Genomic DNA, 22,085 nt, shown 5'->3' with positions numbered 1-22,085 from the left:
GACAGGCGCGCATCCCCCATATGGGGGATAAAGCCATATTTCCGATAAATATTACCTCAGCTTTCGGTTCTGCCGGGTTAATGCCGATGATTATTTTGATACCCAATTTGGGGGATGCGCGGCTTTCGGTCGACCGCTAGCCTGATATTTCCGTTCTCGGGGAATAAGGGAGAAAAGGCTATGAGGGCATTATTACGGGGCGCCAGCCTGGCGGTAGCGGTTGCTATTACCGGGTGTGGCGGTAGCGACAGCAGCAGTGGTGGGGGAGGAGGCTCATCGGGGCCGCCTGGTGGCGGTACTGCCATGAAGGGCAGCGCTGTCAAAGGGCCGCTGGCCAATGCCGCGGTCACGCTGTACCAGCTGGATGTCAATGCACAGGACGGGGCAGGACCTCAACTTGATACCGGTGCTACCGATGCCAGTGCAGCCTTTACCGGTGTCAGTATTCCTGAGGGAGCCACCGGCGAGGTTCTGGTTGAGGTGCGGGCCGACGGCGACACCGTTGACCTGACCACTGGCCAGGCACCGGTGATTACCCGTTTGTTGTCAGTGACCTCTGCCGAGGCGGTAGCCGCCGGGGAAACCAACTATCCGACGCCGTTGAGTACCCTGGTGGTGAACATGGCGCTGGCCAACGCAGACAGCTCTGCTAATGGTTTTGCCGGTGACGATGATGGCACGGTGACCGCAGATGAATGGGCGGCAGCATTGAAGCTGGCCAAAAGCAAGGTACGCAGCCAGTTCGGCTTTGGCCTGCTGGATGACAGCGTAGATCTGTTGTCTTCCCCGCCTCTGATCACCAGCGATCAGGATGATCAGGAGCAGGTGGTCAAGTTGCGGACTGCGGTGGAAGCGGTGGCGGCACTGATGGCAGATATGGCAGAAACCGCCAGGACAGCGGATCCCAACAGCACCGAAACCGCAGACTCCATGTTTGCGGCCCTGTCGGAGGATCTCAACGACGGCCAGGTAGATGGACAGAGTGGCGGTGAAGCCATCTCGACCTTCTCCAACATCGCCGATGTGGCTGCCGAAGTCACCCAGGATCCTTCCTCGCTGACCATTCCGGGTTCCACTACAACCGTCTCGCAGGTTGCAACGGTGGTTGCCACTGAAACCGAAGATACCGGTGTGGACGCGGATACCACCACGGCACAAAACACCACCACAGTGGTGGAGCCGGCGGAAGTGGAAAGTGATATTGACCAGGACGGTACGCCGGACAGCAGCGATGCGGATATTGATGGCGACGGCTTGATCAACGAGCAGGATGCTGCGCCCTTTGATCCGGACCGCGACGAAGATGGCGTTGTCGATGGTGCGGATGCTTTCCCGGATGATCCTGCGGAAACCACTGATACCGATGAGGACGGCGTCGGTGATAATGCCGATGTGTTCCCTGAAGACCCCACCGAGACTGTCGATACTGATGGTGATGGTGTGGGGGACAACGGTGACGCCTTCCCGGAAGATCCCACCGAGACTGTCGATACTGATGAAGATGGCGTGGGTGATAACGCGGATGCCTTCCCGGAAGATCCCACCGAAACCGTGGACACGGATGAGGATGGCGTAGGGGATAATGCTGATGCCTTCCCGAACGATCCTTCTGAGACCACAGATACGGATGAAGATGGCGTCGGGGACAATGCAGATGATTTCCCTGAAGACCCGGCAGAAACCACGGACTCTGACAGTGACGGTGTGGGGGATAATGGCGACGCCTTCCCCAATGATGCTGGCGAAACCACTGACACCGATAACGATGGTGTGGGGGACAACGCAGATGCTTTCCCCAATGATCCGAATGAAACCACAGACACGGATAACGACGGTGTGGGTGACATTGCGGATGCCTTCCCGGATGACCCCAACGAAACCCAGGACAGCGATTCCGATGGTGTGGGCGACAACGCGGACGCCTTCCCCAATGACTCCACCGAAACCACTGATTCGGACGGTGATGGCGTGGGCGACAACACCGATGCTTTTCCGGAAGACTCTACCGAAAGTGTGGATGCGGATAGTGATGGCTTTGGCGCCAACGTGGCAGATCCGGACGATGCAGACCCCTGTGTTCCGGATGCCAATGCCGCTGCCTGTAACGGTGGCATACCAGATGCAGTCTGGGATCAATTCAATTGGGATCAAGCCAACTGGCAGTGAGGCCGTTGGTTAAAGCACGAAATCTATAGAGGATAATAGAGATGAAAAAATTTATTCTGACTGGCCTCACCGCTGCACTGATGAGTGCGAATGTAATGGCATCGGAAGTGGTTGAGGGTACGGATACAACGGTTTTTACTGCTGATTCACCGGCGGTTGCCAGCGAAGTGAATGGCAATTTCGCTGCGCTTATCGCTGCAATCAATGACAACTCTCAGCGTCTCGATGCGTTGGAATCGGCTGTGGATGATGGCAGTGTTGAGGGTTCCTATACCTTTGTCGAGTTGGCAATTGAATTGGCGGCCAACAGTGGAACGGGGCTGACCGAAGCTTACTCGGAAATTTCCAGTTTCAGCTCCACGGGTAGCTTTACGCTGTCTGCGAACGGTGATTTTTCCGGTACGATCAATGAAAATCGGTCTACCCTGTTTTCGACCGTGAATGGCGATTGTGGTGTGGAGGGATGCCGAGATGCATTTGATCCGGATTTCGGCAACACAGGTTCGGAGCCGCTCAACGGCACCTGGAGCGATGACGGTTCCACCGTCACCCTGACGCTTGGCCCGGACGATACCGTGGTGCTGCAAAAGGCCGGCCCGAAGATGCTGATCTTGAGTCAGAAAGATACGGTGACAACCGATGGTGAGCCAATTTATGACTTCACCAACATTGCCTTTTTGATCAAGCAGTAACTTTCAGAAACCGGGGCTGCATCCGCAGCCCCGGTTTTTTTCAATACCGCGTTTCCGCCATTCCTGAAAACTGCTTGGCCAGATAGGTCGCGTAGTTGTCTGTCATGCCGGCAAGAAAATCCAGTGCCCGCATGATGCACTGATAAATCCTTTCCTGTTCCGGCAGTGTCGCCAGATTCTCCGGAAAACTGTGTCGGCCGATTAGGTCGATGATACGTTCATGGCGATAGTTCCGGGCGCTATCACAGGCATGGGACACCGCCGCTTCAATCAGGCCGTCCAGTAGCGCGCCCATCACTTCGAAGGCGCCGATTTCCAATTCGATTTTTCGTGGATGCTCGAACACTTTCGAGCGTGCCAGTTGCTTGGCGTTTTCCACCACATCGCGCACCGCCGGTTCGCAGTGGCTGATCAGATCACCTTCCATTTTTCCGCTTAGCAGGTTGTCGTGGTTGGCGACAAAAGCTTCCACGCCGGCTTCAATAAAACGCTCGATGATCTTGCCCCGTAACAAGGCGGCCTTGCGGCCGTCGCGCAGGTCGGAATGGATCAGGTCTCGCACCTCGGGGGTATCCGGCAAAGCCGGTTGCAGCAGGGCATAGACTTCGTCCCAGTGCAGCAGGTCCATTTCCAGGCCATCTTCCAGATCGATAATGGCGTAGCAGAAGTCGTCGGCGGCCTCCATCAAATAGGCCAGTGGGTGACGGCAGAAGCGGCCAGAGGAAATTTCCCGCAGGCCGGTGGCAACGGCCACTTCCCGAAAGGCATCGGCCTCCGACACAAAGGCGCTGTACTTACCGGGCTTGCTGCTGGCTCCGTTGCTGTCGGTGGCATCGACGGACAGCCAGGGGTACTTGAGAAAGGTGGCCAGTGTGGCATAGGTCAGGCGCATACCGCCGTCGTACTGGTGATATTCACTCTTGGTGATGATGCGAAAGCCCTGGGCATTGCCTTCAAAAAAGGTCAGATCGCTTTGTTGCTCCGGCGCCAGCATGGCGAGGAAGCGTTGGCCCCGTTCCTGAAACCAGGCGCGGATGGCGCGCTCACCGGTGTGCCCGAACGGCGGGTTGCCAATATCGTGGGCCAGGCAGGCGGATTGAACGATGTCGCCAAAGTCGGTAGCGCTGACCGTGTCCGGCAGCAGCTTCCTTTGTTGCAGCCGTTCGCCCACACGGATGCCCAGGGTGCGGCCCACGCAGGAGACTTCCAGAGAGTGAGTAAGCCTGTTGTGGACATGGTCGTTGGTGGCCAGCGGGTGTACCTGGGTTTTGCGTGCCAGCCGCCGGAAGGCGCCAGAGAAGATGATCTTGTCGTGGTCGCGCAGGAAGGCGGTGCGGCCGCTTTCATCCTTGGCGCTGCGTCCGCCCAGTCGGGCCTTGTTGAGTAACTGGTGCCAGTCCATACAAAAAAATCCGCCTGCGGGCTTGATGAAAAACGCCGTCGCACCCAACGTGAGAAGAATCAATCACAGCATGTTGCCATGGGCCGTGCTGGGATGAACAGAACAGGAACGCAGTTGAACACGAACAGGAGGCGTAATGAATCTGGATAAACCCCTGCTGATGCTGGTTACCAGTGCGGCGCAAATGGGCCAGGGGCAGCAGACCGGCCTGTGGCTGGAAGAGTTCGCGGTGCCCTGGTTGCTGTTCCGGGAGAAGAATATTCCGGTGGTAGTGGCCAGCCCCCGGGGCGGGAAGATCCCGGTGGACCCCAATTCCGTGCCGGATGATGAGCAGAAGGCCGAATGGACCGAAGCCATTGCTGCCCTGCAGGACACCCGGCCCCTGGAAGAGATCTGGGAAGACGGTTTTGCCGGTGTCTTTGTGCCCGGTGGTCACGGCGCCATGTTCGATATGCCCGATCACCCGCTGGTGGCGGCGGTGATGGAGCGTACCTGGGCTCAGGGCGGCTTGCTTGGCGCGGTCTGCCATGGTCCGGCGGCGCTGGTGGGGCTGCGCAATGAAGATGGCACCCCGCTGGTGCAGAACTGCACACTGACCTGCTTTACCAATGAAGAAGAGCGGGAAGTGGGTCTGGATGAGGTGATGCCCTTCCTGCTCGCCACGCGCCTGGAAGAGCTGGGTGCCAAACTGGATCTGGCAGACAAGTTTGTCAGCCATGCGGTGGCGGACGGGCGACTGATCACCGGGCAGAACCCGCAATCGAGCCAGGCCGTGGCTGACGCCCTGGTTGATGCCCTGTACCGGGAATAGGCCGCCCCGGGCATTGCGGCTCGCGGCAAGCGCTTTCGGGAATCCCACACGCCGCCGCGTTGCCGCTGAAAATGACCCCTGGCTCGCAGCGCACCGGCGACAGGGTTCTGATGGGAATGGCTGCACGGTACAGTCGCAAGCACCACCTGGAGACAAAATGCACTCCGGCACGGTTGCGTATAGACTCCGAACAGGCTCTAAGTTACGACATCGCGCCGCTGGGCGTTTGTTTTGTTATGGGAGACACAATGGGGATTTACGATTACACCGCCACTACTCTGAGTGGCGAAGACAAGGCGCTGGCCGACTTTAAAGGCAAGGTGCTGCTGGTTGTGAACACGGCCAGCAAGTGCGGCTTCACGCCCCAGTACAAGGGCCTGGAAGCCCTGTATGACGACCTGCAGGAAAAAGGCCTGGAGATTCTCGGCTTTCCCTGCAACCAGTTCGGTAAGCAGGAGCCCGGCGCGGCGGACGAGATCGGCGCCTTCTGCGAGAAGAACTACGGGGTCAGTTTCACCATGTTCGACAAGATCGACGTGAACGGTGACAACACCCACCCGCTGTACGCCTACCTGAAAAACGAAGCTACCGGTGTGCTGGGTAGCAAGGCGATCAAATGGAACTTCACCAAGTTCCTGATCAACCGCGATGGCAAGGTGATCAAGCGCTACGCACCCACCGACAAGCCGGAAGCGATCCGCAAGGATATTGAAGCCCTGCTGTAGAAAGCCGAGCTACAAGCTACAAGCTTCAAGCTGCAACGAGGTCAAGGTCGGGATATGCGGCAAGTTCGCAGCCCGCGATTTTAGGATCGGGCGCGGGCATGGCCTTTCAGAACCTGAAAGCCATTGCCGCGCCTTGTAGCTTGAGGCTTGTAGCTTGCAGCTGCCTTTACGCGCTCTTGCGCTTTTCCAGCCATTCAAAGGCAGCCATGCCTGCCACCATGGCGGCGACGAAAATCACCGCCTTGAGGCTGCCGGTGCCCAGTGCCACCAGCGCCGGTCCCGGACAAAAGCCCGCCAACCCCCAGCCCACCCCGAAACCCAGTGAGCCGAGTACCAGGCGCCGGTCCAGTTTGCGGTTACCGGGAATCTGGATGGGGTCACCACTCCAGGCCAGGCTGCGGCCCCGGGTCAGGGCAAAGCCTGCCGACGCCACCGCGATGGCGCCCACCATCACCAGCGCCAGGGATGGGTCCCAGTCGCCGGCCAGATCGAGAAAGGCCAGTACCTTGGCCGGGTTGGCCATGCCGGCCAGCAACAAACCGACTCCGAAAATCAGGCCGACGACGAAGGCACTCAGTTGCGAACGGTTCATACCGCACCTCCCAGCAAATGGCGCACCACAAAAACGGTGACAAAGCCGCTGCCCATGAATGCCAGGGTGGCGACCAGGGAGCGTGGAGACAGCCGCGATATGCCGCAGACCCCATGCCCGCTGGTGCAACCGGCGCCATAGCGGGTGCTGATGCCGACGATCAGGCCGGCCGCAATCAGCAGGGGCCAGTCTGCGGCGATGATCAGCGGCGGCAAGGTGGCCACCAGGCTCCACAGCAGCGGAGCGGCAACCATGCCCAATACAAAGGCCAGCCGCCAGGCGCGGTCACCGGCAGCGGGCCGCAACAGCCCGCCGACGATGCCGCTGATGCCGGCAATGCGGCCGTTGGCGTGAATAAAGAGGGCGGCGGCCAGCCCGATCAGGGCGCCACCGGCCAGGGCTGACCAGGGGGTAAAGGCCGTCCAGTCGATCGTCATTGGAGCTCTCCACAAAAAAGGGCGTACAAGGTTTCCAGCACGGCCAGGGCCTTGGGGTCGGCAATGGAATAGTGCATCTGCTTGCCGTCCCGGCGACTGGCTACCAGCCCCTCCCGGCGCAAGACGCCCAGCTGCTGGGACAGGGAGGGTTGGTAAACGCCAACCAACTCTTCCAGCTCGCTGACGCTGCGCTCGCCGTCGGTGAGCTGGCAGAGCAGCAGTAGCCGGTCCGGGTGCGACAGCGCCTTGAGCAGCTGACTGGCTTCTGTGGCGTTATCGCGCAGGGCATCCATATCCAGAGTTCGCATGACACTTCCATAAAATATATTTAAATAAAATATATAATGAATGATCAGAGTCATGCAAGTGATCTGATGTTTTTTCGCAAAGGTCCGGCCCTAGACCGGCAGCACTCCGTAGTAGACGGCGAAGAAATGACAGACACTGCCGCCCATTACGAACAGGTGCCAGATGGCGTGGTTGAAGGGAATGAAGCGGTCGGCCAGGTAGAAAATCACCCCGGCAGTGTAGGTGATACCGCCGGCCAAGATCAGCCAGAAGCCGACCTCGTTCAATTTAGTGGTCAGTTCCCCGGAGGCGAACAGGATCAGCCAGCCCATGGCCAGGTAAATGCCCACCCGCATCAGTTTGAAACGGTGCCCGTACATGGCCTTCAGGCCGATGCCGATGAGCGCCAGTGTCCAGATCACGGCGAACAGGATCCAGCCGGTCTGGCCGCGCAGATTCACCAGCAGGAAGGGCGTGTAGGTGCCGGCGATCAACCCATAGATGGCGCAGTGATCGAGCATCTTGAACACCGCACGCCACTTCGGGTTGCGCAGGCTGTGGTACAGGGCGCTGGCGCTGTAGAGCAGAATCAGGCTGGCACCGAAAATACTGAAACCGACAATTTTCCAGGGATCGCCCTGCAGGCTGGCGGCAACGATCAGTATCACGGTGCCGGCGACACTCAGGGCGGCGCCGATGCCGTGCGTCAAGCCGTTCAACCATTCTTCCAGAAGTGAGTAATCCGTTTCCGGTTGCGGGGTTGCGGTCATTGACGAGGTCTTCTTGCGGTTAGAGGAGACTGCATCATGCCGAGCGCTAAAGGCGCCTGTAAAGCGTGAATTTTGGACAGTCGCGCAGATCAGCGTTTTCTATCGATGTGATGAAAGCAATTTTCTGTTGGTCACGTGGGTGTGGCGTTACAGTAATTCCGACTCGTGGCGGAGCAGGGTTGAAGTTCCTGTTCTGAAAGCCATGTAGAGAAGAGTGGAAACAATCCCTCGTCACATTTGCACAGCAAGGAGCCACGCAATGATTGAACACAACAAGCAGGTTGCCGAGCAGTTGAGCAAGTTACTGGCCGAGAGCTACACGCTTTACCTGAAAACCCACAAGTACCACTGGAACGTGACTGGCCCCATGTTCCACAGCCTGCATCTGTTATTCGAGCAACAGTACACCGAGCTGGCCCTGGCGGTAGACACTATTGCCGAACGCATTCGGGCACTGGGCTGGAAGGCGCCGGGCAGCTATGCAGAGTTTGCCAAGTTGTCCACGGTGAAGGATGCGGTGGGCGACCCGTCTGCCAGTGACATGATTCGTGAGCTGACGGAAGACCACCGTACCGTTGCCGAGCAGGCCAACCGGGTGCTGAAGCTGGCTGGCGAGCACGAGGATGAAGGTTCCTCCACCGTAGCCAGCGACCGTATCGAGATTCACGAGAAGGCGGCCTGGATGCTGTCCGCCCATCTGGACTGATAGATAAAGGCAATCGTAAAGATAGAAGTAATTCGTTTTTCGGATGAATAGAGGGTGACTATTATTGATCGCATATCAAACGAGTCACCCTCTAATTGGCACAAGGAGTGCAAGCATGCTGGAAAATCGCGAAGGGCAACGTGTCCCCCAAGTCACCTTCCGTACCCGTGAAGGGAATGAATGGCAGGACGTGACCACCGATGACCTGTTCCAGGGAAAAACGGTGGTGGTGTTCGCCCTGCCGGGCGCCTTTACCCCGACGTGCTCTTCCACGCACCTGCCCCGCTATAACGAACTGGCGCCGGTGCTGAAAGCCAACGGTGTGGACGACATTGTCTGCCTGTCCGTCAACGACGGCTTTGTGATGAACGCCTGGGCCGGTGACCAGTCTGCCGGCAATATCCGCTTCATTCCGGATGGCAACGGCGAGTTCACCGACAAGATGGGCATGCTGGTGGACAAGCAGGATCTCGGTTTTGGGCCGCGTAGCTGGCGCTATTCCATGCTGGTTAAAGACGGGGTGATCGATCGTATGTTCATCGAGCCGGAAAAGCCCGGCGACCCGTTCGAGGTCTCCGATGCGGACACCATGCTCAATTACATCAATGGCGAAGCGGCCCTGCCCAAGCGGGTAACCGTTTTCACCAAGCCGGGCTGCCCGCACTGCACCCGCGCGAAGAAGGCGCTGGCAGAAAACGGCTACGCGTTTGAAGAAATCGAACTGGGCAGCCGGGGCCTGAGCTACAGCTCCCTGGCCGCGGTAACCGGTGCCGGCACTACGCCGCAGGTGTATATCGAAGGCGAACGCATTGGCGGCGCCGACGAGCTGGACGCCTGGCTCAAGGCCTGATCAGGCCGCAGGCATCACAAAGAGCAACCCCGTGACGCGCTCACCGTCACCGCACGGCGGGCTGGGTGGACCCACCCGCCATGCACCTTCTTCCCCCCCTTGGGCCGACTCCTGTCGGCCCTTTTTTTATGGTAAATCTCCGCCGCTTTGCAAGACGTAGGGTGCACTGAGCCTAAGGCGAACTGCACCGATCCGGCGCTTGATGGTGCAGTTCGCCTTAGGCTCAGTGCACCCTACGCAATCGGCGTTGGTGGTCAGGGATTCAGGGTTATGGTCCCATCATTCGGAAGAAGATCCCCCGGCAACATTGCGGCTGCGTTAAAAGGCTAAAGGTGGCTCGCCGGGGTCCTACACAAAGACACCACAGTTATTTCAGGTCAGAATTCGTTAAGGTCATGAATTGGGTCCACCAACATTCGGCAAGGTATGTGATAATTGGTACTGATAAGTACCATGACACTGGGAGAGCACGCATGGCACGTTTCTGGGCACTGGTTGGCCTGTCTCTGGTGATGGCGGGATGTGGCGATGAGCCGCCGGCGCAGGCGCCTTTACCGCAGCCGGTGAAGCTGTACACGGTGAACGGTGACGGTGCCGGCCAACTGCGCCACTACCCGGGGCGGGTGGTCGCCACGGAAGGCTCGCAGCTGGCGTTCCGGGTGTCCGGGCAGCTGGTCAAGCTGCCGGTGCGTGCCGGTGAACAGGTGAAGAAAGGGCAGTTGCTGGCGGCCCTGGATCCGGCGGATTTCAATAACCAGCTGGCCGATCGCCAGGCCCAGTACGATCTTGCCGAGAGCCAGTATCAGCGGGCGATCAGCTTGCGTGAGCGCGGGGTGATTTCCGAAGCCCAGTTCGACGAGTTGCAGGCCAAACGTCGTCAGGCCCGGGCCGCCCTGAGCATGGCCCGTGACAATGTGGAATACACCCGGCTGAAGGCGCCCTACGCGGGCACCGTGGCGCGCACCGAAGTGGAGAATTACCAGTTTGTGCAGGCCAAGGAGCCGATTCTCTATTTGCAAGGTGATGACAACATCGACATCGAGTTCGCCGTCTCCGAACGCTTCTTTACCAACCTGCGCAAGGGGGAGGACTACCAGCCTACGGTGCGCTTTGAAGGAGCGCCCAACCGCACCTTCAAGGCCAGCTACAAGGAACACGAAGCCAGCGCCGATGCGCGCACCCAGACCTACAACATCACCCTGACCATGGCCAACCCGGAAGGGCAGGTGGTGCTGCCGGGAATGAGCGTGGACGTGGCCATTGATCTTAGCCAGATTCGCAAGGCGGCTGACGAGCGCCTGCAGGTGCCGGTGGAAGCCGTGTTCAAGCAGGATGGCAAAGAGGGCGCCTTTGTCTGGCGTTATCAGCCGCAGGACGATATCGGCACGGTGTCGGCCGTGTCGGTCACCCTGGGGCAGGTCGTCGGTGAAGGCGTGGAAATTCTTGATGGCCTGAGCAGCGGAGACCGGGTGGTGAGTGCCGGCGTCCATCATCTGGAAGAGGGGCAGACGGTACGTGAGCTGGTGAAAGAGCGGGGGCTGTAATGAATATCGCCGCATACAGCATTCGCCACCGGGTGGTGAGCTGGTTATTCACCCTGATTCTGCTGGTGGGCGGGATCGTCAGCTTTTCCCGCCTTGGCCAGCTGGAAGACCCGGAGTTCACCATCAAGACCGCCATGGTGATTACCAGCTACCCGGGCGCGTCGCCGCGTCAGGTGGAAGAAGAAGTCACCTTGCCGGTGGAAATGGCCATCCAGAACTTGCCCTACGTGGATTACGTCACCTCCATTTCCAGCAATGGCTTGTCCCAGGTGCAGGTGGAAATGAAGCCCACCTACCGGGCCAGCCAGCTCAAGCAGATCTGGGACGAGCTGCGACACAAGCTCACTGACCTGCAGCCGGAGCTGCCTCCGGGCGTCGGTACCATTCAGGTGCTGGATGACTTCGGTGATGTCTACGGCATTTTGATGGCGATCACCGGAGACGGTTATCGCTACCAGGAAATGCAGGATTACGCCGACTACCTGACCCGTGAGCTGGTGTTGGTGAAAGGCGTGGGCAAAGTCGTGGTGGGAGGCCAGCGTCAGGAGCAGGTGCTGGTGGAAATTTCCCGCACCCGGCTGGCGTCCCTGGGCATCAGCCCGGAGCGGATCTTTTCCCTGTTGCAGACCCAGAACACGGTGAATCCGGCCGGCAAGGTCAGAGTCGGTGACGAGTACATCCGCATCTACCCCACCGGGGAATTTCCTACCGTACAGGACATGGGCGATCTGTTGATTTCCGATCCGGGCGCCGATGAGCTGGTCTACTTGCGTGATGTGGCCACCATTGAACGGGGCTATGCGGAAGTGCCGGACCACCTTTATCGCTTCAACGGTGACGCCGCCCTGACCCTGGGGATTTCCTTCTCCACGGGGGTCAATGTGGTGGACGTCGGCGCGCGGGTGGAGCAACGCCTGGCGGAGCTGGAATACCAGCGGCCGGCGGGCATGGCACTGGCCACGGTGTACAACCAGCCCGAGGAAGTGGATAGCTCGGTGGGCGCGTTTCTGCTCAATCTGGGCGAAGCCATTGCCATCGTCATTGCCGTGTTGCTGGTGTTCATGGGGGTACGTTCCGGTCTGTTGATGGGCGGGGTGCTGCTGCTGACCATCCTTGGCACCTTTATCGTCATGAAGGTGCTGGCCATTGATCTGCAACGGATTTCCCTGGGGGCACTGATTATCGCCCTGGGGATGCTGGTGGATAATGCCATTGTGGTCACCGAGGGCATCCTGGTGGGCATGAAGCGGGGTATGTCAAAACTGGAGGCGGCGGTGGATATCGTCCGCCAGACCATCTGGCCGCTGCTGGGCGCCACGGTGATCGCCATCATGGCGTTCGCGCCCATCGGCCTGTCCGAGGATGCCACCGGTGAATACACCAATACCCTTTTCTGGGTGCTGCTGATTTCATTGCTGCTCAGCTGGATCACCGCGGTGACCCTGGTGCCGTTCTTCGCGGACCTGTTTTTCTCCGACAAGGATGTAGGTGGCGCGGGTGGGGAGGCCGAAGATCCCTACAAGGGCAAACTGTTCGTGATCTATCGACGCCTGCTGGACCGGGCCATTCATCACCGGGTGCTGACCCTGTCCGGCATGGGCATTCTGCTGGTGGTGGCAGTGGTGGGCTTCGGGGCGGTGAAACAGGCCTTTTTCCCGCCTTCCAATACGCCCATGTTCCTGGTGGACTACTGGCTGCCCCAGGGCAGTGATATCCGCGCCACCCGCGAAGCAGTGGAGCGCCTGGAATCATCGCTACTGGACATGGACGAGGTCACCGGGGTGACCAGCACCATCGGCCGTGGGGCCGAGCGCTTCATGCTGCCCTACAACCCGGAGAAAAGTTACCCCAGCTATGCCCAGCTGATTGTTCAGGTGAGCGAGCGCGAGCAGATTGATGCGGCCCTGTCCGCCACCCGGCAGCTAATCGGTGAGGAGCATTTGCAGGCCTTTGCCAAAGTGAAACGGCTGATGATCGGCCCCAGCCCGCCGGCGTCCATCGAGGCCCGCTTCAGCGGCCCGGACCCACAGACCCTTCGCGAGCTGGGCCTGAAGGCCCAGGCAATCATGCGCGAGGATGGTGGCCTGGAAAGCATTCGCCATGACTGGCGCCAGCAGGAAAAAGTGATTCGTCCCCAGTTCCAGGAGGCACAGGCGCGCCGTGCCGGGATCAGCCGGGAAGATCTGGATAATACCCTGGCGTTGAACTTCAGTGGCCGCAATGTGGGCCTCTATCGTGACGGCAGTCAGTTGCTGCCGATTGTCGCCCGCCCGCCGGAGAAAGAACGACTCAGCGCCGATAATCTTAATGATGTGCAGGTGTGGTCGCCGGTGTACACCACCTATATTCCCATTACCCAGGTCGTGTCCGACTTCCGCACCGAGTGGGAGAATGCGCTGATCCTGCGGCGCGATCGCAAGCGCACCCTGACCGTGCAGGCGGAGCCGGATGTGCTTGGCGATGAAACCGCCGATCAGGTGCTGCGCCGGATTCGCCCGGCCATTGCCGAGCTGGCATTGCCGCCGGGGTATTCACTGGAATGGGGCGGCGAGTACAAGGCATCGAAGGATGCGCAGACGGCAGTATTCGGTAGTTTGCCCATGGGCTATCTGTTCATGTTCATTATCACCATGCTGTTGTTCGACTCCCTGCGTCAGCCGCTGGTGATCTGGGCCACGGTACCGCTGGCCATCATCGGTGTGACCCTGGGCTTGCTGCTGCTTAATGCTCCCTTCGGCTTTATGGCGTTACTGGGCTTTCTCAGCCTGTCCGGCATGCTGGTGAAGAACGGCATCGTGCTGGTGGAACAGATAAAGCTGGAGATGGAAACCCTGGAGCCCTTCGAGGCGGTGATGACGGCTTCCATTTCCCGGGTACGACCCGTGTGCATGGCGGCAGTAACCACCATCCTCGGCATGATCCCGCTGTTGTTCGATGCCTTCTTTGAATCCATGGCGGTGGTGATCATGTTCGGGTTGGGCTTCGCCACGATTCTGACCCTGATTGTGGTGCCGGTTCTCTATACCCTGGCCTATGGCATCAAGCCGGGGAGGGAGAAGCATGGTTAGCTACGAGCTACGAGCTACGAGAGCTAGAAGCTAGAAAAGCCAAGTCCTGTCGTTAATGCGCGGCGTTCATCCTTTACAGGTGGCGCCGTGCAATTTCGCGTCTAGCAGCTAGTAGCTCGAAGCTAGCCGCTCAATGACAGGTGCCAGCCTTCCCGCTCTCTGCCACAATGCCCGCCTGACACGATTCACTACCCCAAGGAGTCCCCATGTTGCTGGCTATTGCCGCCGTGATCGCTGGCCTGATTGTGCTGGTGTGGAGTGCTGACAAGTTCGTGGAAGGCGCGGCCGGTACGGCGGCTCATGCGGGTATGCCGCCGCTGCTGATCGGCATGTTGATCGTCGGTTTCGGCACCTCGGCACCGGAGATGGTGGTGTCGGCCATGGCCGCCCTGGATGGCAACCCCTCGCTGGCACTGGGTAATGCCTATGGCTCCAATATTTCCAACATTGCGCTGATTCTCGGGGTGGTCGCAGTCATGAGCCCCATCGCGCTGAATTCTGCGGTTCTCAAAAAAGAGCTGCCGGTGCTGACGCTGGTGACGTTGCTGGCGGGATATCAGTTGCTGGATGGCAGCATTTCCCGGGTGGATGCCTGGGTGTTGCTTGCCGTGCTGGGGCTGCTGATGGGCTGGTCTATTTATGCTGCCATGAGCGGCAAGGGCGATGTGTTGGCCGGGGAAGTGGAAACCGATCTGGCCGAGCATCCCCTGCCATTGAAAACCGCCCTGTTCTGGTTGGTGGTGGGCCTGGCCCTGCTGGTGGCCAGTTCCCGGCTGCTGGTGTGGGGGGCAGTGGATATTGCCCAGTCGCTGGGGGTCAGTGACCTGGTCATTGGTTTGACCATTGTGGCGATTGGTACCTCGCTGCCAGAGCTGGCCTCAAGCATCGCCGCAGTGCGCAAGGGCGAGCACGATATTGCCTTTGGGAACGTGCTAGGCTCGAACCTGTTCAATACCCTGGCGGTCGTCGGTATCGCCGGTGCCATCCAGCCCATGAGTGTAGAGACGGTGGTGCTGCAGCGTGACTGGAGCCTGATGATGGTGCTGACCCTGGCCCTGTTTGTGATGGGGTTTGGTCTGTGGGGTCGCAAGGGGCAGATTACCCGCGGCAATGGTATCGGTCTGCTGCTGGTGTATGTGGCTTACATGGGCTATCTCGGTAGTGGCGTGCTGATGGCTGCCAGCTAAACCAGCCAGTGAATTTGCAGAAAGGGAAAGGATGGCGATGCAGGATACGGATATATCGGTAAAGCTGGAGCGGGGCACGTTTCTGTTTACGCTGGTGGCGGTCAGCGTGGCGTTCGCGTTGCTGCTGAAACCCTTCTTTGCCCCCATTTTCTGGGCCTGCGCCATTGGCGTGATTTTCTACCCGTTCCAGAAACGCCTGCTCGCCAAGTGGCCCCACCGCCGTAATCTGGTGTCCCTGTGCACCCTGTTTTTGTGTGTGGTGCTGGTGGTGATTCCGGTGCTGGTGGTGGCGTCCTCCTTTGTGACCGAAGGGGTGTCCCTGTTCCAGAAAGTGCAGAGCGGCGAGCTCAATCTGGCCGACTATGTGGATCGCATCAAGCAGGCATTCCCCTGGCTGCAATCCGCTGCCGAGCGTTTCGATATCGATCTGGAGCGGATCAAGTCGCAGACTGTGGAAGCCTTCACCGGCGCCGGCCAGTTCCTGGCCAAGCGCGCCCTGGCGGTGGGCCAGAACACCTTCCAGTTTTTTCTCAATCTGGGCTTGATGCTGTATCTGGCGTTCTTCCTGATTCGCGATGGCGATGCCATGGTCAGTATGCTGATCCGCGCTCTGCCTCTGGGCGACGAACGTGAGAAACTGTTGTTCGCCAAGTTTGCCGAAGTGACCCGCGCCACCATCAAGGGCAACCTGCTGGTCGCGGCTACCCAGGGTGCCCTGGGGGGGCTGATCTTCTGGTGGCTGGGCATCCCCGGTGCCTTGCTGTGGGGGGTGGTGATGGCGGTGCTGTCATTGATTCCCGCGGTGGGGGCGGGTCTGATCTGGCTGCCGGTTTCACTCTACCTCTATGCGGTGGGTGATATATTGAATGCTACCATCCTGGTGCTGTTTGGTATTTTTGTCATCGGGCTGGTGGACAATATCCTGCGTCCGATCCTGGTGGGACGAGACACCAAATTGCCGGACTATGTGGTGCTGTTTTCTACCCTGGGCGGTCTGGCCATGTTCGGCATCACCGGTTTCGCCCTGGGGCCTCTGCTGGCTGCCCTGTTTGTGGCCTTCTGGGGCATTTTCATACGCGAATTCAATGAGGGTGAAAGCCCCGCCGCCCTGCTGGAACAGCAGGGCGGCAGCGAGGAGTCACCCGGGAGTGAGGCATCATGATTTTCCTGCGTCTGGTATTGGCGGCGTCCGTGGCGGGCCTCTCCACCTTTGGCTGTGATGAGGAAGACGACGACGGCCTGTTTTCCGACAACGCCAGAATCTATTTCCATAACCAGCTGACCCAGATGGGTGGCGGCAGCGAAGATGACGTCACCGTGGACCTGTTCGTGGACAACCAGAACAGTCCGGTGCAGGACGATGTGGGCTACACCATTACCGGCAATGTCAGCGCCGAATCCATCGAGCTGGATGACGACAGCGAGTCGCTGTCGTTCGATGCCCGTGGCAGCAGTTCCGGTAGTACCCTGGTCAACGGTCCCCTGAATCGCACCCTGACAGCGGGTGATCGTTATACCGTGGTGCTGATGGGCGACACCACCCTGGACAACCGTCAACTGCGTACCTACCGGCACCAGCAAATGACGGTAACCAGCGGCCAGATCCGGGTGCGCTTCATCAATACCCTGTCGCGCCTTTCCGGCGATGAGCTCAGCGTTGTTACGCCGGGCGCTGCCGGCCAGTCGCTGGTATCCGGTCTGGAGTATGCCGAAGGCAGCAACTATGTGTCGGTCAATGCCAGTGGCACCCTGGAGGTGACGGTCAATAACGAAACCCAGGGCCTGGAGATCGACCAGGTAAGCTGTAGCGTCAGCAGTGGCCGTAGCTACGATGCCATCATTGCCTACCGTCGTTTCGACAGCGACGATGATCAGATCGCCCTGTTCTGCCAGCCGTTCAACTGAACGGCTGGAACTTCCCCCTTTCGAACCCCTCCAAACTGCCAACTGTTACCAAAAAAACACCGCACGCCGTGGTAATTCTGGCGGCGGTAATCTATTCGGGAGAAAACAATGAAAAAGCTGGGTTTGCTGGCTATGGCCGGGGTTGTGGTGTTGTCCGGTTGCGGGGGTGACGATGATGACGTGGAAGATCTGCTGCGTCCCCCTGCCAGCCTGTATTTCCATAACCAGTTGACGGACTTCACTACCCCGGATGCGTCCAGCATTCGTGTGGATGTGGTCACCAACAAATCCTCCGATCCTCTGTTTGAAGATGTGGGCTATTCCACTGACGAGCAAGATGGCATGAATCTGAAGCTGGATGCCGGCACGGAGACTGTCGAGTTTTCCGTGCGTAGAAATGGCAGCGATTTTCATGCCGATAGTGCGAGTTTGAAATCCGGCGACAATTACACCCTGGTTTTCATGGGAGATGTGGTCGGTGGCGAATTGCAGCTGGCATCCTTCCGTCAACAGCTTCCAACGATAACTTCCTCTCAGGTCGGTGTGCGCTTTATACACGCCATGTATGGCGAGGCGGGCACCAGCTTTTCCATTGGCAGCGCTGCGGATCTGGATTACGGCAAAGCCACAGGTTATTTCTCGGATGTGCCTGACGGCAGCAGCCGAATGGAAATTGAAGTCAGGGATGCCGCTGATGACAGCCTCCTGGCTACAGTCTCCTGTGCGGTTCAGGCGGGCAAGACCTATGACGCCATCATTACCCACAAGGGATTTGCCGACCCGGACATGGCCATGTTCTGCCAGCAGGTAGAAGGGTCCTGATCCGGGCTGTGTTTGTGTAGGAGCTATGCTCGCATGGCGAACATGTTGAGCGGTTCGCCATGCGAGCATGGCTCCTACGGGCCAATCTGCATCATTTAAGCCGTACCGACGGGTCCAGGCTGGGTGCCTTCAGGGGCTTGCCCTGATAGGCCTCTACATCGCCGAACCGTTTGTTGGGCCAGTCATTCCAGTCCGCAATGGCTGTTTCCAGGCGCGCCTGATCCCTGCCCACGAAATTCCACCACAGCAGTACCGGCTGCCCCAGGGGCTCGCCGCCCAGCAGCATCACCCGGCTGCCGGCGCTCAGGGTAAGCGTCAGGTGGTCCCGCCCGCACCCCAGGTAATACAGCTCGCCGACCTGCAGGGTTTCCCCATCCACCTCGGCGCTGCCTTCGTTGATACACAGCCCCAGCTCGAAGTCCGCAGACAGCGGCAAGGTAAGGGAGCAGGCGTCTTTCGCCACGATATCGGCCCCGACCAGGGGGGAGAACACCTGGGCGGGGGAGCGGCGGCCATCCAGTTCGCCCACCACCAGGGTGATATCCGCACCATCCTGATGCCATTGCGGCAGATCGGTGTGATGGCTGAAGGCCGGGTCGGTGTCTTCGTGTTCGGCGGGCAGGGCGATCCAGAATTGCAGGCCGTGCATGGCGCCGCTGAAACCGTCAGGGCTCTCCTCGGAGTGACAGATGCCATGCCCGGCGGTCATCAGGTTGAGCTGGCCGGGGCGGATTTCCTGTTCATAGCCCAGGTTGTCTTTATGCAGCAAAGCGCCCTCGAACAGCCAGGTGACGGTCTGCAAGCCGATATGGGGATGTGTTCCCACATCGACGCCATTGTCGGCGGCCAGTGAGGTGGGACCGATATGATCGAGAAAACACCAGGGGCCAATCAAACGTTGATCGCGACTGGGCAGGTGACGAATGATCGGCAGGCCGCTGCCGAGAATGCTTTTGCGTGAAGCTACTGCCTTGAGAGTGGGTTTGCCGGCAAGGTTGGGGCATTCCACCATCTCGCCGCTGGCATTGGTGTTGCTCATGGCCGCCTCCATGGCATAGTCATTGAACAAGGGTTTTCAGTATGAAAGCGGTGGACGATAAAGAAAAGGAGAGCGCAATGGCGCGAGTACAGGTACATAGCGTTGAGAAGTATGTGCAGCAGATTGATGCCCGGCAGCATCGGCTCAGTGCTGATGAAGGGGAAAGCCTGGGCGGCAGTGACAGCGGCCCCAATCCCTATGAATTATTGCTGTCCGGCCTGGGCGCCTGCACCTCCATCACCTTGCGCATGTATGCCGAACGCAAGGGCTGGGAGCTGGGCGAGATCCAGGTGGGGCTACACTTTTATCGGGATGATGCGGGCAAGGAATATATCGAGCGTACCCTGACCTGCAGCGGTGAGCTGAGTGAGGAGCAGCGCCAGCGCTTGCTGGAGATTGCCGGCAAAACCCCGGTCACCAATACCGTTCGCCAGGGCACCCCGATCGCCACGGATTGGAAATAAGCGGCACGGCACCGCGGGTTTTGGCATACTCGCGCCTCCATTGACTCAGCGGAGGCCCTTGCATGTTCAAGGTCAACGAATACTTCGATGCCAAGGTGGCATCCATTGCCTTTCAAGCCGAAACGAAACCAGCCACCGTCGGCGTTATGGCGCCGGGCGATTACGAGTTCGGCACCAGCGAGCACGAGACCATGACGGTGGTAAGCGGCGCGCTGACCGTGAAGCTTCCCGGCGCTGCCGACTGGCAGACATTTGCTGCCGGTGACACCTTTGAAGTGGTGGCAGACAGCCGTTTTCAGGTAAAGGTGGAAGTGGATACCGCCTACCTGTGTCTGTACGGCGAATAACAATACGGAAGAACGGGGGAGCGGGATGCCTTTATTTCCTGCCAGGGACGGCCAGTCGCTGCATGTGAGAATTCTGGGGCGTGGCCAGCCGGTGCTGATGCTGCACGGGCTGGGTATGCAGGGGCGCGACTGGCTTCCCTTTGTGCTGCCATTCCTGCGTCGTTACCAGTTCTACATGCCGGATCTGCGCGGGGCGGGACATTCTGCCTCTGCCCGTTTCAATCAGCCGGATGTCTTCCATAACCACATGCAGGACATGGAAGATCTGGTGGCGCATTTCGGCCTGCAGGATTTCCATCTGGTGGGCTATTCCCTGGGCGCCACCACCAGCCTGCACTGGCATGCCCACGGGGATTTCTCTGCGGTGGGCCGTTATCTGCATATTGATCAGACGCCCTGCATCGCCAATCAGCCGGACTGGGCCCATGGCCTGTTCGGTGACCGTCAGGAACACTTCTTCTCGCAACTGCGGGACTTGTTGGCATTGCTCGAAGGCGCGCCGGATCACGGGCGAATCGCCAATCTGGCCGCCGGGGTCCGCGAGGCAGTGCTGCGTCAGCTGACCCATATTCTCGCCCAGGTGGCCGGTCGCCCCGAGTTGCATTCTGCCTTTCGAGCCACGTCCCGCTGGTCCGGGCTGTGGGCTCGCCTGCTGCCGGTGGCGGAGCTGGCGGATATCCGTGCCTATCTGCAGGCCTACCTGTCTGGCAGCCATGATTATCGGCCCACGGCGGCGGATTTTCCGGTGCCGGCCACGGTGATTACCGGCGCCCGCTCCCCCCTCTATCCCGCCGAAGGTCAGGCGGCCTTTGCCGAATTGATCGGTGCCCACCATGTGGTGCTGCCGCGTTCCGGTCATGTGCCGTTGATGAGCCAGCCGTTGGCGTTTACCCGGGCGTTTGGCGAGTTTCTGGCCGGCAAAGAGTGAGGGTGAGAATGGATGCGGCACAAGCCTTCCTGTTGCCGAGGGGCATTGAGCCCAGGCCAGGCAGCAATCCGTCTGCTTGCGGCCGCGTTCACTAATAGCGGAATGCAATTTCGGAAATCTGCCAATAGCGGGTAGGATGCATAGCTTTCCTGAGCAGGTTTCGGAGAGAACAGGTGGTCGCCATTCACAGCAAAGCCCCGGCCTTGACGTTACGCGCGGGCACCGACGCTATTGCCCATTTGCGCGAATATGGCCTGCGTGCCGAGGATGTGGACATTGTTCCCGGTGCGGCCGGTGGGCCCAAGGCGTTGGGCATCAACGGGCTGGACCGGGCGGTTTTCGGTGACTTTCTGCCCCGGGCGCCTCGCCGTCGTACCCTGATTGGTGCCTCTATCGGTAGCTGGCGCTTTGCCGCCATCGCCATGGGCCAGGATCCGGCCCAGGGGCTGGCGCGGTTGGCGGAGCTCTACACCCGCCAACGTTTTCCCAAAGGCATTACCGCAAAAGAAGTCAGCCATCGCTGTGCGGCCATGCTCTCCGAGCTGCTGCAGGACCGCGACCAGCACATTCTGCATAACCAGGACTACCGGCTGGTGATCGTGGTGATTCGCAGCCGCGGGTTGATGGCTCGCAACGGCGGTCTGGGGCTGGGTCTGGGCCTGGCCGGGCTGATTGGCACCAACTTTTTCAGCCGCCAGGCCACCGGCCTGTTCATGGAGCGCGGGCTGGTCTACCCGGATGGCAGTGACTTGCCGGTGGGGCCGCTCAATGATTTCACCACCCACCATATTTCCCTGCGGGCGGAGAACCTGCGCGCGGCCCTGCTGGCCAGTGCTGCCATTCCCATGGTGCTCGATGGGGTCAGCGAGTTGCCCGGGGCCCCGGACGGGGTCTATCGGGACGGCGGCATGCTCGACTACCACCTGGACCTGCCTTACCAGAGCGCCGGGATTGTCCTCTACCCGCACTTCACCGACCGGGTGATCCCCGGCTGGTTCGACAAGCCCCTGCGCTGGCGCAACGGCGACCCCAAGCGCCTGCGTCGGCTGTTGCTGGTGTCGCCCTCCCGGGAGTACCTGGCCAGCCTGCCCCACGGCAAGCTGCCCGACCGCACCGACTTCAAGCATTACCTGGGTGATGATGCTGGCCGTGAGGCCTACTGGCGCAAGGCGGTGGGTGAGAGCCAGCGGCTGGGCGATGAATTCCTGGAGCTGGTGGAAAGCGGCAAGCTGATGGATCGTATCCAGCCGCTTTGACAGCCAGTGAACAGTTAACAGTGAATAGTGAACAGCGACACAAGGCAGTGTTGCTTCCTTCAACGTATCAGATCGTGCTGAACATC

22 protein-coding genes are annotated in these 22,085 nt (G+C 59.6%); 16 read left to right on the top strand and 6 right to left on the bottom strand.

Annotated features, from left to right (window positions below; all coding sequences use genetic code 11):
* The first annotated feature begins 180 nt into the window (after positions 1 to 180).
* The gene (locus tag ACMG4N_RS01730) at positions 181 to 2,166 is read left to right on the top strand and encodes a thrombospondin type 3 repeat-containing protein (RefSeq protein ID WP_414432692.1); all 1,986 of its coding nucleotides are present in this window, start codon (positions 181 to 183) and stop codon (positions 2,164 to 2,166) included.
* A gap of 41 nt (positions 2,167 to 2,207) precedes the next feature.
* Entirely contained in the window at positions 2,208 to 2,858 is a 651-nt protein-coding gene (locus ACMG4N_RS01725) for a hypothetical protein (protein ID WP_297765498.1), read from the top strand.
* 40 nt (positions 2,859 to 2,898) lie between these two features.
* On the opposite strand, the gene ACMG4N_RS01720 is transcribed toward ACMG4N_RS01725, so the two are convergent.
* Complete coding sequence (locus ACMG4N_RS01720; RefSeq protein ID WP_414432690.1) at positions 2,899 to 4,260, bottom strand: deoxyguanosinetriphosphate triphosphohydrolase; 1,362 nt, start codon at positions 4,258 to 4,260, stop codon at positions 2,899 to 2,901.
* Positions 4,261 to 4,396: 136 nt separating this feature from the next.
* Here ACMG4N_RS01720 and ACMG4N_RS01715 point away from each other — a divergent pair, with 136 nt between their 5' ends.
* Both ACMG4N_RS01715 and ACMG4N_RS01710 read left to right on the top strand, forming a co-directional pair.
* Positions 4,397 to 5,071, top strand: a complete 675-nt coding sequence (locus ACMG4N_RS01715) for a type 1 glutamine amidotransferase domain-containing protein (RefSeq protein WP_297765501.1) — start codon at positions 4,397 to 4,399, stop codon at positions 5,069 to 5,071.
* Positions 5,072 to 5,319: 248 nt separating this feature from the next.
* Complete coding sequence (locus ACMG4N_RS01710) at positions 5,320 to 5,796, top strand: glutathione peroxidase (protein WP_414432689.1); 477 nt, start codon at positions 5,320 to 5,322, stop codon at positions 5,794 to 5,796.
* Between the two features lie 166 nt (positions 5,797 to 5,962).
* Here the strand turns inward: ACMG4N_RS01710 and ACMG4N_RS01705 are convergent, their stop codons facing one another.
* The 4 genes from ACMG4N_RS01705 to trhA all read right to left on the bottom strand — a co-directional run bounded on the left by ACMG4N_RS01705 (position 5,963) and on the right by trhA (position 7,883).
* Positions 5,963 to 6,388, bottom strand: a complete 426-nt coding sequence (locus ACMG4N_RS01705) for a DUF6691 family protein (protein WP_414432687.1) — start codon at positions 6,386 to 6,388, stop codon at positions 5,963 to 5,965.
* The gene (locus tag ACMG4N_RS01700) at positions 6,385 to 6,825 is read right to left on the bottom strand and encodes a YeeE/YedE family protein (RefSeq protein WP_297765510.1); all 441 of its coding nucleotides are present in this window, start codon (positions 6,823 to 6,825) and stop codon (positions 6,385 to 6,387) included. The genes ACMG4N_RS01705 and ACMG4N_RS01700 overlap by 4 nt, the downstream gene beginning before the upstream one ends.
* The gene (locus ACMG4N_RS01695) at positions 6,822 to 7,133 is read right to left on the bottom strand and encodes an ArsR/SmtB family transcription factor (RefSeq protein ID WP_414432685.1); all 312 of its coding nucleotides are present in this window, start codon (positions 7,131 to 7,133) and stop codon (positions 6,822 to 6,824) included. Before ACMG4N_RS01695 ends, ACMG4N_RS01700 begins: the two co-directional genes overlap by 4 nt.
* A gap of 90 nt (positions 7,134 to 7,223) precedes the next feature.
* Complete coding sequence (gene trhA, locus ACMG4N_RS01690) at positions 7,224 to 7,883, bottom strand: PAQR family membrane homeostasis protein TrhA (protein ID WP_414432683.1); 660 nt, start codon at positions 7,881 to 7,883, stop codon at positions 7,224 to 7,226.
* A gap of 259 nt (positions 7,884 to 8,142) precedes the next feature.
* Between trhA and ACMG4N_RS01685 the strand changes: the two genes are divergently transcribed.
* The 8 genes from ACMG4N_RS01685 to ACMG4N_RS01650 all read left to right on the top strand — a co-directional run bounded on the left by ACMG4N_RS01685 (position 8,143) and on the right by ACMG4N_RS01650 (position 17,965).
* Complete coding sequence (locus ACMG4N_RS01685) at positions 8,143 to 8,589, top strand: Dps family protein (protein WP_035246021.1); 447 nt, start codon at positions 8,143 to 8,145, stop codon at positions 8,587 to 8,589.
* Positions 8,590 to 8,704: 115 nt separating this feature from the next.
* Positions 8,705 to 9,439, top strand: coding sequence for a glutathione peroxidase (locus ACMG4N_RS01680; protein WP_414432681.1), 735 nt, complete (start codon positions 8,705 to 8,707; stop codon positions 9,437 to 9,439).
* Between the two features lie 473 nt (positions 9,440 to 9,912).
* Entirely contained in the window at positions 9,913 to 10,983 is a 1,071-nt protein-coding gene (locus ACMG4N_RS01675) for an efflux RND transporter periplasmic adaptor subunit (RefSeq protein ID WP_414432680.1), read from the top strand.
* Positions 10,983 to 14,051 (top strand): efflux RND transporter permease subunit, encoded by a 3,069-nt coding sequence (locus ACMG4N_RS01670; protein ID WP_414432678.1) that lies wholly within the window; start codon positions 10,983 to 10,985, stop codon positions 14,049 to 14,051. Before ACMG4N_RS01675 ends, ACMG4N_RS01670 begins: the two co-directional genes overlap by 1 nt.
* 206 nt (positions 14,052 to 14,257) lie before the next feature.
* Positions 14,258 to 15,238 carry a calcium/sodium antiporter gene (locus tag ACMG4N_RS01665; RefSeq protein WP_414432676.1) on the top strand — a complete coding sequence of 327 codons (981 nt, stop codon included), beginning with the start codon at positions 14,258 to 14,260 and terminating at the stop codon, positions 15,236 to 15,238.
* Between the two features lie 37 nt (positions 15,239 to 15,275).
* Positions 15,276 to 16,400: an AI-2E family transporter gene (locus ACMG4N_RS01660; protein WP_414433295.1), complete on the top strand. Its 1,125-nt coding sequence runs from the start codon at positions 15,276 to 15,278 to the stop codon at positions 16,398 to 16,400.
* Positions 16,397 to 17,143 carry a hypothetical protein gene (locus ACMG4N_RS01655; protein WP_414432675.1) on the top strand — a complete coding sequence of 249 codons (747 nt, stop codon included), beginning with the start codon at positions 16,397 to 16,399 and terminating at the stop codon, positions 17,141 to 17,143. The genes ACMG4N_RS01660 and ACMG4N_RS01655 overlap by 4 nt, the downstream gene beginning before the upstream one ends.
* A 108-nt stretch (positions 17,144 to 17,251) precedes the next feature.
* On the top strand, positions 17,252 to 17,965 hold the full coding sequence (locus tag ACMG4N_RS01650; protein ID WP_414432674.1) for a DUF4397 domain-containing protein: 714 nt from the start codon (positions 17,252 to 17,254) through the stop codon (positions 17,963 to 17,965).
* A 91-nt stretch (positions 17,966 to 18,056) separates the two neighbouring features.
* On the opposite strand, the gene ACMG4N_RS01645 is transcribed toward ACMG4N_RS01650, so the two are convergent.
* Positions 18,057 to 19,004, bottom strand: coding sequence for a pirin family protein (locus ACMG4N_RS01645; protein WP_414432673.1), 948 nt, complete (start codon positions 19,002 to 19,004; stop codon positions 18,057 to 18,059).
* 77 nt (positions 19,005 to 19,081) lie between these two features.
* On the opposite strand from ACMG4N_RS01645, the gene ACMG4N_RS01640 reads away from it, so the two are divergent.
* From ACMG4N_RS01640 to ACMG4N_RS01625, 4 genes are all read left to right on the top strand, one after another.
* A complete protein-coding gene (locus ACMG4N_RS01640) occupies positions 19,082 to 19,468 on the top strand; it encodes an OsmC family protein (RefSeq protein ID WP_414432672.1) in 387 nt (128 codons plus the stop codon).
* Between the two features lie 62 nt (positions 19,469 to 19,530).
* Positions 19,531 to 19,815 carry a pyrimidine/purine nucleoside phosphorylase gene (locus ACMG4N_RS01635; RefSeq protein WP_063510004.1) on the top strand — a complete coding sequence of 95 codons (285 nt, stop codon included), beginning with the start codon at positions 19,531 to 19,533 and terminating at the stop codon, positions 19,813 to 19,815.
* Between the two features lie 25 nt (positions 19,816 to 19,840).
* The gene (locus tag ACMG4N_RS01630; RefSeq protein ID WP_414432671.1) at positions 19,841 to 20,743 is read left to right on the top strand and encodes an alpha/beta fold hydrolase; all 903 of its coding nucleotides are present in this window, start codon (positions 19,841 to 19,843) and stop codon (positions 20,741 to 20,743) included.
* Positions 20,744 to 20,916: 173 nt separating this feature from the next.
* Positions 20,917 to 21,999, top strand: a complete 1,083-nt coding sequence (locus ACMG4N_RS01625; protein ID WP_297765554.1) for a patatin-like phospholipase family protein — start codon at positions 20,917 to 20,919, stop codon at positions 21,997 to 21,999.
* Positions 22,000 to 22,085: the final 86 nt, after the last annotated feature.

Origin of the sequence: Alcanivorax sp. IL2, assembly GCF_047495475.1 — a bacterium.
Classification (GTDB): domain Bacteria; phylum Pseudomonadota; class Gammaproteobacteria; order Pseudomonadales; family Alcanivoracaceae; genus Alcanivorax.
Note: the sequence above shows the minus strand (reverse complement) of the source record. Positions and strands in the feature narration are given on the sequence as shown.

What these genes read in the sequence shown, in the direction of transcription:
- ACMG4N_RS01645 (WP_414432673.1), bottom strand. Translation starts at nt 19,004, where the DNA reads ATGAGCAACACCAATGCCAGCGGCGAGATGGTGGAATGCCCCAACCTT.
- ACMG4N_RS01705 (WP_414432687.1), bottom strand. Translation starts at nt 6,388, where the DNA reads ATGAACCGTTCGCAACTGAGTGCCTTCGTCGTCGGCCTGATTTTCGGA.
- ACMG4N_RS01730 (WP_414432692.1), top strand. Translation starts at nt 181, where the DNA reads ATGAGGGCATTATTACGGGGCGCCAGCCTGGCGGTAGCGGTTGCTATT.
- ACMG4N_RS01655 (WP_414432675.1), top strand. Translation starts at nt 16,397, where the DNA reads ATGATTTTCCTGCGTCTGGTATTGGCGGCGTCCGTGGCGGGCCTCTCC.
- ACMG4N_RS01680 (WP_414432681.1), top strand. Translation starts at nt 8,705, where the DNA reads ATGCTGGAAAATCGCGAAGGGCAACGTGTCCCCCAAGTCACCTTCCGT.
- ACMG4N_RS01695 (WP_414432685.1), bottom strand. Translation starts at nt 7,133, where the DNA reads ATGCGAACTCTGGATATGGATGCCCTGCGCGATAACGCCACAGAAGCC.
- ACMG4N_RS01630 (WP_414432671.1), top strand. Translation starts at nt 19,841, where the DNA reads ATGCCTTTATTTCCTGCCAGGGACGGCCAGTCGCTGCATGTGAGAATT.
- ACMG4N_RS01660 (WP_414433295.1), top strand. Translation starts at nt 15,276, where the DNA reads ATGCAGGATACGGATATATCGGTAAAGCTGGAGCGGGGCACGTTTCTG.
- ACMG4N_RS01650 (WP_414432674.1), top strand. Translation starts at nt 17,252, where the DNA reads ATGAAAAAGCTGGGTTTGCTGGCTATGGCCGGGGTTGTGGTGTTGTCC.
- ACMG4N_RS01700 (WP_297765510.1), bottom strand. Translation starts at nt 6,825, where the DNA reads ATGACGATCGACTGGACGGCCTTTACCCCCTGGTCAGCCCTGGCCGGT.
- ACMG4N_RS01640 (WP_414432672.1), top strand. Translation starts at nt 19,082, where the DNA reads ATGGCGCGAGTACAGGTACATAGCGTTGAGAAGTATGTGCAGCAGATT.
- ACMG4N_RS01720 (WP_414432690.1), bottom strand. Translation starts at nt 4,260, where the DNA reads ATGGACTGGCACCAGTTACTCAACAAGGCCCGACTGGGCGGACGCAGC.
- ACMG4N_RS01635 (WP_063510004.1), top strand. Translation starts at nt 19,531, where the DNA reads ATGTTCAAGGTCAACGAATACTTCGATGCCAAGGTGGCATCCATTGCC.
- ACMG4N_RS01665 (WP_414432676.1), top strand. Translation starts at nt 14,258, where the DNA reads ATGTTGCTGGCTATTGCCGCCGTGATCGCTGGCCTGATTGTGCTGGTG.
- ACMG4N_RS01710 (WP_414432689.1), top strand. Translation starts at nt 5,320, where the DNA reads ATGGGGATTTACGATTACACCGCCACTACTCTGAGTGGCGAAGACAAG.
- trhA (WP_414432683.1), bottom strand. Translation starts at nt 7,883, where the DNA reads ATGACCGCAACCCCGCAACCGGAAACGGATTACTCACTTCTGGAAGAA.
- ACMG4N_RS01675 (WP_414432680.1), top strand. Translation starts at nt 9,913, where the DNA reads ATGGCACGTTTCTGGGCACTGGTTGGCCTGTCTCTGGTGATGGCGGGA.
- ACMG4N_RS01725 (WP_297765498.1), top strand. Translation starts at nt 2,208, where the DNA reads ATGAAAAAATTTATTCTGACTGGCCTCACCGCTGCACTGATGAGTGCG.
- ACMG4N_RS01685 (WP_035246021.1), top strand. Translation starts at nt 8,143, where the DNA reads ATGATTGAACACAACAAGCAGGTTGCCGAGCAGTTGAGCAAGTTACTG.
- ACMG4N_RS01670 (WP_414432678.1), top strand. Translation starts at nt 10,983, where the DNA reads ATGAATATCGCCGCATACAGCATTCGCCACCGGGTGGTGAGCTGGTTA.
- ACMG4N_RS01715 (WP_297765501.1), top strand. Translation starts at nt 4,397, where the DNA reads ATGAATCTGGATAAACCCCTGCTGATGCTGGTTACCAGTGCGGCGCAA.